General features: G+C 58.1%; 12 protein-coding genes. 10 read left to right on the top strand and 2 right to left on the bottom strand.

What is annotated here, in order from left to right; genetic code table 11:
• Positions 1 to 263: 263 nt before the first annotated feature.
• Together BK660_RS11000 and BK660_RS10995 are read right to left on the bottom strand one after the other, a co-directional pair.
• The gene (locus BK660_RS11000) at positions 264 to 1484 is read right to left on the bottom strand and encodes a CaiB/BaiF CoA transferase family protein (protein WP_123433330.1); all 1221 of its coding nucleotides are present in this window, start codon (positions 1482 to 1484) and stop codon (positions 264 to 266) included.
• A 13-nt stretch (positions 1485 to 1497) separates the two neighbouring features.
• Positions 1498 to 2679 (bottom strand): acyl-CoA dehydrogenase, encoded by a 1182-nt coding sequence (locus tag BK660_RS10995; RefSeq protein WP_027926097.1) that lies wholly within the window; start codon positions 2677 to 2679, stop codon positions 1498 to 1500.
• A gap of 157 nt (positions 2680 to 2836) precedes the next feature.
• Here BK660_RS10995 and BK660_RS10990 point away from each other — a divergent pair, with 157 nt between their 5' ends.
• The 10 genes from BK660_RS10990 to BK660_RS10945 all read left to right on the top strand — a co-directional run bounded on the left by BK660_RS10990 (position 2837) and on the right by BK660_RS10945 (position 11010).
• Entirely contained in the window at positions 2837 to 3736 is a 900-nt protein-coding gene (locus BK660_RS10990) for a LysR family transcriptional regulator (protein ID WP_123433329.1), read from the top strand.
• Between the two features lie 435 nt (positions 3737 to 4171).
• On the top strand, positions 4172 to 5293 hold the full coding sequence (locus BK660_RS10985) for a Re/Si-specific NAD(P)(+) transhydrogenase subunit alpha (protein WP_123433328.1): 1122 nt from the start codon (positions 4172 to 4174) through the stop codon (positions 5291 to 5293).
• 15 nt (positions 5294 to 5308) lie between these two features.
• Positions 5309 to 5632 (top strand): NAD(P) transhydrogenase subunit alpha part 2, encoded by a 324-nt coding sequence (locus tag BK660_RS10980; RefSeq protein WP_007947884.1) that lies wholly within the window; start codon positions 5309 to 5311, stop codon positions 5630 to 5632.
• A complete protein-coding gene (locus BK660_RS10975) occupies positions 5632 to 7065 on the top strand; it encodes an NAD(P)(+) transhydrogenase (Re/Si-specific) subunit beta (RefSeq protein ID WP_123433327.1) in 1434 nt (477 codons plus the stop codon). The genes BK660_RS10980 and BK660_RS10975 overlap by 1 nt, the downstream gene beginning before the upstream one ends.
• A gap of 214 nt (positions 7066 to 7279) precedes the next feature.
• Positions 7280 to 8773 (top strand): acetyl-CoA hydrolase/transferase family protein, encoded by a 1494-nt coding sequence (locus tag BK660_RS10970; protein ID WP_123433326.1) that lies wholly within the window; start codon positions 7280 to 7282, stop codon positions 8771 to 8773.
• Positions 8774 to 9092: 319 nt separating this feature from the next.
• On the top strand, positions 9093 to 9308 hold the full coding sequence (locus BK660_RS10965; RefSeq protein ID WP_007947887.1) for a DUF1127 domain-containing protein: 216 nt from the start codon (positions 9093 to 9095) through the stop codon (positions 9306 to 9308).
• A gap of 257 nt (positions 9309 to 9565) precedes the next feature.
• Positions 9566 to 9775: a DUF1127 domain-containing protein gene (locus tag BK660_RS10960; protein WP_123433325.1), complete on the top strand. Its 210-nt coding sequence runs from the start codon at positions 9566 to 9568 to the stop codon at positions 9773 to 9775.
• 142 nt (positions 9776 to 9917) lie between these two features.
• Entirely contained in the window at positions 9918 to 10238 is a 321-nt protein-coding gene (locus tag BK660_RS10955) for a DUF2388 domain-containing protein (RefSeq protein ID WP_123433324.1), read from the top strand.
• A gap of 106 nt (positions 10239 to 10344) precedes the next feature.
• Positions 10345 to 10662, top strand: coding sequence for a DUF2388 domain-containing protein (locus BK660_RS10950; protein ID WP_123433323.1), 318 nt, complete (start codon positions 10345 to 10347; stop codon positions 10660 to 10662).
• Positions 10663 to 10689: 27 nt separating this feature from the next.
• Complete coding sequence (locus BK660_RS10945) at positions 10690 to 11010, top strand: DUF2388 domain-containing protein (protein ID WP_027926105.1); 321 nt, start codon at positions 10690 to 10692, stop codon at positions 11008 to 11010.
• Positions 11011 to 11019: the final 9 nt, after the last annotated feature.

The raw sequence follows: 11019 nt of genomic DNA, 5'->3' as shown, positions 1-11019 counted from the left end.
GCTGCTGTCAACACCTCTTTTTCAACTCCCTTTCGGGCTTCGATGACCTGAAGCCGCTCACTGTCGAAAACTGCATAACTCTTTGTTTACCAAGGAGTTTTCCGTTTCGACTGCGCCGGAAGTGGGGCGAATTATAGACATCCAGAATCTGCCGTCAAGCAATGATTTGGCTTATCCATCAATAACTTGCCGAACGGTGCAAAACCACCCGAACCCCCTCTATATAGAAGAGGAAAAAACTCCCTTCTATATAGAAGAAGCCCTCAGAGCACCCCAGCCTCTTTGAAAGCCGCCACGGCATCCGCCCCGAGCCCCAACACTCGCTGAAGCACTTCCTGTGTATGCTCACCCAATAAAGGAGGAGCATTGCGATACTCCACCGGAGTCTCTGACAAACGAATAGGGCTCGCCACCTGCGGCACCATCCCAGCCAACGCATGGGGCATTTCAATCGCTAACCCACGCGCCTTGACCTGAGGATCAGCAAACATCTGCGCCAGGTCATTGATCGGTCCACACGGCACGCCAGCCTGCTCCAGCTGCAAGACCCATTCCGCAGTGGTCTTGAACACCGTCGCCTGACGGATCAGCGGAATCAACACCGCCCGGTTCGCCACTCGCAGCTTGTTGGTTGCAAAGCGCGGGTCATCCGCCCACTGCGGTTGCCCGGCCACTTCAGCAAACTTGCGGAATTGACCATCGTTCCCCACGGTAAGGATGAAGTCGCCGTCCGCCGTAGGAAAATCCTGATAAGGCACGATGTTCGGGTGGGCGTTACCCAGCCGCTTGGGCGCATTGCCCGTCGTCAGGTAGTTCATCGCCTGGTTAGCCAGACAGGCGACCTGAACATCCAGCAACGCCATGTCAATGTGCTGGCCGCCACCGTCGTGATCCCGGTGCGCCAGCGCCGCCAGAATTGCCACTGTCGAATAGAGCCCGGTCAAAATGTCCGTCAGCGCGACACCGACCTTCACCGGCCCGGCACCCTCATCTCCTTCCGGTCGCCCCGTCAGACTCATCAGCCCACCCAGGCCCTGGATCATGAAGTCATAACCCGCACGCTTGGCGTAGGGACCGGTCTGACCGAACCCGGTAATCGAGCAATAGATCAGATTCGGATTAATGGCCTTGAGCGACGCATAGTCCAGCCCATAAGCCGCCAACCCACCAACCTTGAAGTTCTCGATCAGGATGTCCGACTTGGCCGCCAAATCACGCACCAGCTTCTGACCTTCCGGACGGGTGAAGTCGATGGTGACCGATTGCTTGTTGCGATTGGCCGACAAGTAATAGGCGGCCTCGCTGGTGTTCTCGCCATAGGCGTCTTTCAGAAAAGGAGGCCCCCAGGCCCGCGTGTCATCGCCATTTCCGGGGCGCTCGACCTTGATCACCTCAGCGCCAAGGTCCGCCAGGATCTGCCCGGACCAAGGCCCGGCCAGTACCCGCGATAAATCCAGTACCCGCAGATGCGAAAGCGCGCCCATGGACGTTCTCCTATTAATAGAACGCCTGGATGCCGGTTTGCGCGCGACCGAGAATCAGCGCGTGGACGTCATGTGTACCTTCATAGGTATTCACCACTTCCAGGTTGACCAGATGGCGCGCGACACCGAACTCATCGGAGATGCCGTTGCCGCCCAGCATGTCACGCGCCATACGAGCAATATCCAGAGACTTGCCGCAGGAGTTGCGCTTCATCATGGACGTGATTTCGACTGCCGCAGTGCCTTCGTCTTTCATACGACCCAGACGCAGGCAGCCTTGCAGCGCCATGGTGATTTCGGTCTGCATGTCAGCGAGTTTCTTCTGGATCAACTGAGTGGCAGCCAGTGGGCGACCGAATTGCTGACGATCCAGGGTGTACTGGCGAGCGGTGTGCCAGCAGAACTCGGCAGCCCCCAGTGCGCCCCAGGAAATGCCATAACGCGCGGAGTTAAGGCAGGTAAAAGGGCCTTTCAAACCGCGGACGTCCGGGAAGATGTTCTCTTCGGGAACAAACACGTTGTCCATGACGATTTCGCCAGTGATGGACGCGCGCAAGCCAACCTTGCCGTGAATCGCCGGAGTGCTCAGGCCTTTCCAGCCCTTCTCCAGAACGAAACCACGGATATCGCCGGCGTCATCCTTGGCCCAGACCACAAACACATCAGCGATCGGGCTGTTGGTGATCCACATCTTGCTGCCGGTCAGGCTGTAGCCGCCTTCCACTTTGCGTGCACGAGTAATCATCGCACCTGGGTCGGAACCGTGGTTAGGCTCGGTCAGACCGAAGCAACCAATCCACTCACCGGTCGCCAGTTTCGGCAGGTATTTCTGCTTCTGGGCTTCAGTGCCGAATTCGTTGATCGGTACCATCACCAGCGACGACTGCACGCTCATCATCGAGCGGTAGCCGGAGTCGACACGCTCGACTTCACGAGCGATCAGACCGTAGCTGACGTAGTTGAGGCCGCTGCCACCGTACTGCTCGGGGATGGTCGCGCCCAACAGGCCGACTTCGCCCATTTCACGGAAGATCGCTGGATCAGTCTTTTCATGACGGAAAGCTTCGAGAACGCGCGGTGCAAGCTTCTGCTGAGCGAATTGCTCGGCAGTGTCGCGAATCATGCGTTCTTCTTCAGTGAGCTGTTGATCCAGCAGCAGAGGATCGATCCAGTTGAAGCTAGCTTTACCGCCCATGAGTGTGTCCTCTCGAATCGGGTCAAATTGCGTGGACTGATCCTAGGCCGGGTTCGGCATTACGGCAAACGAGGATTTTGCATACTGTTGTGCTAATTTCTCACTCCGTAACATCGCAAAAGAGCCTTTATGCGATGAATTAGTGAGGTTGACGTACATGCGCAGGAAAATCCCCAGCACAACGGCGCTGATCAGCTTTGAAGCGGCCGCACGCCACGAAAGCTTCACCAAAGCTGCCCAGGAGCTTTCGCTGACCCAAGGTGCCATTTGCCGACAGATCGCCAGCCTGGAGGAGTTCCTTGGCGTCGAACTGTTCCGACGCTCGCGGCGTGGTGTGAAGCTGACGGAAGCCGGACTTTCCTACAGCCGTCGGGTCGCCACACAACTCGACGCGGTGGAGCGGGACACGTTGTCGGTGATGGGGCAACAGGGCGCCAACGTGATCGAACTGGCAGTGGTTCCGACGTTTGGCACCCAGTGGTTGCTGCCGCGACTCAAGGACTTCCAGCAGAAGCATCCGGACGTGACGGTCAACCTGACAAACCGTACCCGGCCCTTTCTGTTTGCCGACACCGACTTCGACGCAGCGATCTACTTCGGTGACGCCGACTGGTCCGGTACCGAATCCCACAGGTTGATGGGCGAAAATCCGATGCCGGTTTGCAGCCCCGCCCTACTGGGCAAGAAGACAAATCTGACACCTGCTGAGATCGCCGAACTCCCCCTGCTGCAGCAGACCACCCGCCCTTATGCATGGCGTCAGTGGTTCAACTCGCAGCACCTCAATATCCCACGGGACATGACAGGACCGCGTTACGAGCTATTCTCCATGCTTGCCCAAGCGGCCATGCACGACATGGGCATCGCACTGATTCCTCCGTTCCTGATTCAGCGTGAATTGGCGGAGAAGCGCCTGGTGATTGCCAACCCGCAGGCACTATCGAGTATCAAGGCTTATTACCTGATGATTCCCGAGCGAAAGGTGGAATCGGCGTCTTTAAAGGCATTTCGTGACTGGCTACTCAATCAGGCGCACAGCTACAACCTAGAGGGTTAAAGGGTTCAGCCAATTAGCTGACCTCGTAGTCAGCAAAATAAAAGCCCTACAGATATAACTATATGTCGCATATACACAGACTGTGTGGACAAGCAGCACAAACGTCCCACAAGCGCCTGATGACGTGGCTTTGCGCCGCTATCGGCGGGCAATGATGCCTCATTCACCGTAAAGATATGTAATTTGCCGATTTCCAACAAAACCCCTTACAAGTCGCGGCCTGCAAGGGCTTGAGCCGGTTAGTTGCGACATTCGGTCACGGGGTGACTTGTAGTTAATTTTCCGTCACCCGTCATAATCCCTTGAAGGGCACAAAGTTCGCCTGCAAAATGCCGCGCCCCGCCCTGATTCGGCGGGATCGTGCTGATCGGCCGCCCCAGCCGCACCATCCGAAGTGCCTGGGTTTACTCAATAAGATCACGCAGGAGATTTGACGTGCACATTGGTGTTCCTCTCGAAACCCAGACGGGTGAAACACGGGTTGCTGCAACCCCGGAAACCATCAAGAAGCTGATCGGCCAGGGTCATAAAGTCACTGTGCAAAGCGGCGCCGGCATTAATGCCAGTGTTGTCGACAGTGCTTATGAAGCGGCAGGCGCAACGATTGGCAGCGCCAACGATGCGTTTGGCGCCGAGCTGATTCTCAAGGTGGTCGCTCCCAGCGACAGCGAACTGACGCTGATTAAAAGCGGCACCGTTGTGGTCGGCATGCTCAATCCGTTCAGCAATGAAACCATCGCCAAGCTGGCCGAACGCGGCATTACCGCCTTCGCCCTGGAGGCCGCGCCACGCACCTCCCGCGCGCAGAGCCTGGATGTGCTGTCCTCGCAAGCGAACATCGCCGGCTATAAAGCCGTATTGTTAGCCGCTCATCACTATCCGCGCTTCATGCCGATGCTGATGACGGCTGCGGGCACCGTGAAAGCGGCGCGCGTGCTGATTCTCGGCGCGGGTGTGGCCGGTTTGCAGGCAATTGCGACTGCCAAGCGTCTGGGCGCGGTGATCGAGGCCTCGGACGTACGTCCGGCGGTGAAGGAACAAATCGAATCCCTGGGTGCGAAATTCGTCGACGTGCCGTACGAAACCGATGAAGAGCGCGAATGCGCCGTCGGTGTCGGCGGTTACGCGCGACCAATGCCGGCCAGCTGGATGCAACGTCAGGCCCTGGCCGTGCATGAGCGCGCCAAGCAGGCTGACATCGTCATCACCACCGCACTGATTCCGGGCCGCAAGGCACCGACGCTGTTGAGCGCAGAAACCGTGGCGCAGATGAAACCGGGCTCGGTGGTCATCGACCTCGCGGCGGCTCAGGGCGGCAACTGCCCACTGACCGTGGCGGATCAGGTGGTGGTCGAGAATGGCGTGACCATTTGTGGCCCGACCAATCTGGCCGGCGCAGTGGCGGCAGACGCTTCGGCGCTGTATGCACGCAACCTGCTGGACTTCCTGAAGCTGGTCTTCAACAAAGAAGGCCAGTTCGAAGTGAACCTCGAAGACGATATCGTCGCCGCGTGCCTGATGTGCCGCGACGGCCAAGTCATCCGCAAAAACGCCTAAGCAGGGATTCAGACGATGGAAGAGCTTATCTCCCCCGGTATCTACAACCTGATCATCTTCGTGCTGGCGATTTATGTCGGTTACCACGTGGTCTGGAACGTTACACCTGCACTGCACACGCCCTTGATGGCCGTGACCAACGCCATCTCGGCCATCGTTATCGTCGGCGCCATGCTGGCGGCGGCGCTGACCGTCACGCCACTGGGCAAAACCATGGGCACCCTCGCGGTGGCTCTGGCAGCGGTGAACGTGTTCGGTGGCTTCCTGGTTACCCGCAGGATGCTTGAGATGTTCAAGAAAAAAGCCCCGAAAGTCGTAAAAGAAGAGGCGCCCAAGTAATGAGCATGAACCTTGTCACGACGCTCTACTTGATCGCGTCGATCTGCTTCATCCAGGCCCTCAAAGGCCTGTCGCACCCCACCACGTCCCGGCGCGGCAACCTGTACGGCATGCTCGGCATGGCGTTGGCGATCCTCACCACCGTTGGCCTCATCTATAAGCTGGGCGCCGAGCTTGCTACCGCCGGCATCGGTTATGTCATTGTCGGCCTGCTGGTCGGCGGCACCGCCGGCTCGATCATGGCCAAGCGCGTCGAGATGACGAAGATGCCGGAACTGGTCGCCTTCATGCACAGCATGATCGGTATGGCCGCGGTGTTTATTGCCATTGCTGCCGTGGTTGAGCCGCAGTCCCTGGGCATCGTCAAGCAACTGGGCGACGCGATTCCGGCTGGTAACCGTCTGGAGCTGTTCCTCGGCGCAGCCATCGGTGCAATCACCTTCTCCGGTTCGGTGATCGCCTTCGGCAAGCTGTCGGGCAAGTACAAGTTCCGCCTGTTCCAGGGCGCACCCGTACAGTTCGGCGGTCAGCACAAACTGAACCTGCTGTTGGGCCTGGCGACATTGGGCCTCGGCGTGACCTTCATGTTGACGGGCAATCTGAGTGCCTTCGCCTTGATGCTGGCCCTGGCCTTCGTGCTTGGCGTGCTGATCATCATCCCGATTGGCGGCGCGGACATGCCGGTCGTCGTGTCGATGCTCAACAGCTATTCCGGCTGGGCGGCAGCGGGTATCGGCTTCTCGCTGAACAACTCGATGCTGATCATCGCCGGTTCGCTGGTGGGCTCCAGCGGTGCGATCCTCTCGTACATCATGTGCAAGGCGATGAACCGTTCCTTCTTTAATGTGCTGCTTGGCGGCTTCGGTAACACAGCCGATGCAGGCCCTGCCGGCGCCAAGGAAGCCCGCCCGGTGAAATCCGGTTCGGCTGACGACGCGACGTTCCTGCTGACCAACGCCGACACCGTGATCATCGTTCCGGGCTATGGCCTGGCGGTGGCACGCGCGCAGCACGCGCTGAAAGAACTGACCGAGAAGCTGACCCATCGCGGTGTGACCGTGAAGTACGCGATCCACCCGGTTGCCGGTCGGATGCCTGGCCACATGAACGTATTGCTGGCCGAGGCCGAAGTGCCTTACGACCAGGTGTTCGAGATGGAAGACATCAACTCCGAGTTCGGTCAGGCCGACGTGGTGCTGGTGTTGGGCGCCAACGACGTGGTCAACCCGGCCGCGAAGAACGATCCGAAATCGCCGATTGCCGGCATGCCGATTCTGGAAGCGTTCAAGGCCAAGACGATCATCGTCAACAAGCGATCGATGGCCAGCGGCTATGCCGGTCTGGACAACGAACTGTTCTACCTGGACAAGACCATGATGGTTTTTGGCGACGCCAAGAAAGTCATCGAAGACATGGTCAAAGCCGTCGAGTAACCCTCAGCGGCACACAGAACGCCCCGACTCGTCGGGGCGTTTTTGTTTGCGCGAATCGTCGGACAACACTACGCTTTTGTTACCGATCCGGTAATGGTGTTTTGCACCAAAGGCCCGAAATAGACGCCTCGTTTGCGACCTTGGTAGCGGGACAGGAGTCGGAGTAATTCACTAGACTGCGCATCCTGCTTCCCGTTGCCCGAGATAACAATCCATGTACCGTGACCGTATTCGCCTGCCTTCCTTGTTGGATAAAGTGATAAGCGCCGCCGACGCCGCTGCTCTGATTGAAGACGGCATGACCGTCGGCATGAGTGGCTTCACCCGCGCCGGCGAAGCCAAAGCTGTTCCCCAGGCTCTGGCCGAGCGCGCCAAGGTCTCGCCGCTGAAAATCACCCTGATGACCGGCGCCAGTCTGGGCAACGACCTCGATAAACAGCTCACCGAAGCCGGCGTACTGTCGCGACGCATGCCGTTTCAGGTCGACAGCACCCTGCGCAAGGCTATTAATGCGGGCGAGGTGATGTTCATCGACCAACACCTCTCGGAAACCGTGGAGCAACTGCGCAACCAGCAACTCAAGCTGCCGGACATCGCGGTGATTGAAGCGGTCGCGATCACCGAGCACGGCCATATCGTGCCGACCACATCGGTTGGCAACTCGGCCAGCTTCGCGATTTTCGCCAAGCATGTGATCGTCGAGATCAACATGGCGCACAACCCGAATCTCGAAGGCCTGCACGACATCTATATTCCCACGTACCGTCCAACTCGTACGCCGATTCCGCTGGTTAAAGTCGATGACCGCATTGGCAGCACTGCCATCCCGATCCCGCCGGAGAAAATCGTCGCGATCGTGATCACCAATCAACCGGACTCGCCATCGACCGTATTGCCACCCGACGCCGATACCCAAGCCATCGCGGACCACCTGATCAATTTCTTCAAGCAAGAAGTCGCTGCCGGGCGCATGACCAATAAGCTCGGCCCGCTACAGGCCGGCATCGGCACCATTGCCAACTCGGTGATGTGTGGCCTGATTGATTCGCCGTTCGAAGAACTGACCATGTATTCCGAGGTGCTGCAGGATTCGACCTTCGACCTGATCGACGCCGGCAAACTGAGCTTCGCATCCGGCAGCTCGATTACCTTGTCGAGCCGCCGCAACGCCGACGTGTTTGGCAACCTCGAGCGCTACAAGGACAAACTGGTCCTGCGTCCCCAGGAAATCTCCAACCACCCTGAAGTGGTGCGTCGACTCGGCATCATCGGCGTCAACACGGCCCTGGAGTTCGACCTCTACGGCAACGTCAACTCCACTCACGTCTGCGGCACTCGGATGATGAACGGCATTGGCGGTTCGGGCGACTTTGCGCGCAATGCGCATTTGTCCGTCTTCGTCACCAAATCGATCGCCAAGGGCGGCGCGATCTCCAGTGTCGTGCCGATGGTCAGTCACGTTGACCACACAGAGCATGACGTCGACATCCTCGTTACCGAGATCGGCCTCGCCGACTTGCGTGGGCTGGCACCCCGGGAACGGGCGCGGGTCATCATCGACAACTGCGTGCACCCGGACTATCGCCAGGCGCTGGACGATTACTTCACCGCCGCCTGCGCGATTGGCGGCCACACGCCGCATATCCTGCGTGATGCACTGAGCTGGCACATCAACCTGGAAGAAACCGGGCGCATGCTCAAGGCGTAATTGGTACAGATGGCTGCTGACGCAAACACAATTTCGTCAGCCTGCCGTTGCCAGCTAAAAATCTGTTTAAAACTGTACTGCTGTACCGGTCGTTTCTTACCGTAATTGCCTACCTTTTTAGACCAACCGAGTAAAAATGCACGATATAGGTGCAGACAGGTACAGTTGCCTCAATTTCGACCAGTACACCCACTATTAACAGTTAACTGGTCCCTCACAATACAGGTGAACTGTATCTACAGAGACTAGGCAAACGAGAGGATCATGGGCACCAGTTAAACCACTACCTAATCCCGCCACAAGCGGAAGGATGTCAATCATGGAACGTACACTCAGTTCCGACCTGTTCTTCGAAGACACTGCTGCAAAAACCCAGGCTTCCATGCCTCTGCGCGTTATCGCCAACCTGATGCTGTGGCAGCGCCGCATCTCCAGCCGCCACCAACTGGCTCGCCTGGATTCGCGTCTGCTGGCTGACGCCGGGATTAGCGAAGCACAACGCTACGAAGAGCTGAGCAAGCCGTTCTGGCGCTAAGTTAGCGTCGCTGGCCCTGACCCATCGGGTCCACTGCCAGCATCCCAGATTGAAAAAACAAAGCCCGTCGTGGGAAACCACGACGGGCTTTGTCGTTTCGGCTCCGTGAAACCCGAAAAACAACAGGAGCTTTATAAGATAGGTACAGTTAGAAAATAGCCTACACTGTACAAGTACAATTTCGGCGCAGTGTGTCTGTTTCACAAAAACGGAGCGGATCACCATGGGATCTCATTTCCCAGCACAAGGATCGCGCCATGAGTCACTTACAAGATGTTTCCGTTCCCGCGCCGCAATCGCAATTTCGTTCCCCCAGGCTCCAGCGAGCGTGGACAGCGCTCTCCCGTTGCCTGGAACGAGCCAGAACCCGACGCTTGTTGGGTCAACTCAACGCACAGCAACTGTCAGACCTGGGCATCAGCCACGCCGATCGCCTCAACGAACTGGATAAACCGTTCTGGCGCTAATGTCCTGCCTGAACAGACGGGACTGTTCGAATGGATAAAAGCGCCTAATATCCAATCAGAACGTGGCGAGCACTGTAGGGCAGACGTCTGATCCCGCAGGTACCTCGTTACCTCTCAATCGGTTATCCAAAGGAGTTACACCATGTCCCGTCTTCGTCTGCTCAGCGCTGCAGCCCTGCTTGCCGTGGCGGCCAATTCCCACGCCACCAGCTTTATCGTGACCACCGATGCGGTCGTCAATGCCCTTAAAGCCACGTCCGACGCCACCACCGACGTCGTTTCCTCTTCGTTCAAGGACAACAAGATTGTGCGTGAAGCTCGCGATGATGCGGCCAGCTTCGTCGCCAGCGAAGGTGCGATCCGCGGCGTAAAACTGGAAAGTGCGCTCGATTACATTCGCCACCAGGCGCCACAGCTGGCAGCAACCGATGCACAACTGGCACAAGCCATCCTGACCATCTAAGCGATACCCTGACGCGGGACACGCCCAACGTGTCCCCACGTTTCGGCGCTGGCTCTAGCCCGGGCGTTGCGCTAGCCTTGGGACTCGCTTTCAGCTATTGAGTCTCATGCATTTTCATTCAAGGTTGTTGCTCACGCCCCTAATGCTTGTGGCCTGCTGGTCGGGCTCGGCACATGCTTTTGATGCCTTCAATCTTTCCACGCAAGGCACTGTCGCCAGTGGTTATGGCACCAGTCTGGTGACCTCCGCGCCCTTCGACCGTAAACTGCTGCTCGCCGCGCACGATGATGCTGCGGCCTTCATCGCCAGTGACGGTCAATTGCGCGGAGCACAGCTGGAATCCGCCCTGATATACCTGCGCAATACCCGGCCAAAACTTCATGCAAGCGACCTTGAACTGGCACAGGCAATTCTCGTCCAATAGTTATCCTTGTTTCTCCGGAGTTGTTCCATGCGTAACCCGCTGATTGCCGCCACCCTTGGCCTGCTGTTGTTGGCTGACGTGGCCCAGGCCCATACCCTGGTTGCTACCAGTAACATGCTCATTCGTGCCACTCAGCGCACGCTTGATTTCACCTCGGACACCACCACCTCCATCCGTGACTCGAAGATCATTCGTGAAGCCCACGATGACGCCGCCAGTTTCGTGGCCAGCGATGGCGATATCCGCGGCGCGCACCTCGAAGCGGCTTTCAATACCCTACGCATTCGCGTGCCGGAAGCCCGGGATGCCAGTGATCAGGTCCTCGCCGAAGCCATCCTCGCACTGTGAGGCCGTCAG

Origin of the sequence: Pseudomonas brassicacearum (genome assembly GCF_003732265.1) — a bacterium.
GTDB classification, from domain to species: Bacteria; Pseudomonadota; Gammaproteobacteria; order Pseudomonadales; family Pseudomonadaceae; genus Aquipseudomonas; species Aquipseudomonas brassicacearum_D.
The sequence above is the reverse complement of the archived record's forward strand: the minus strand, read 5'-3'. Positions and strand labels throughout refer to the sequence as shown.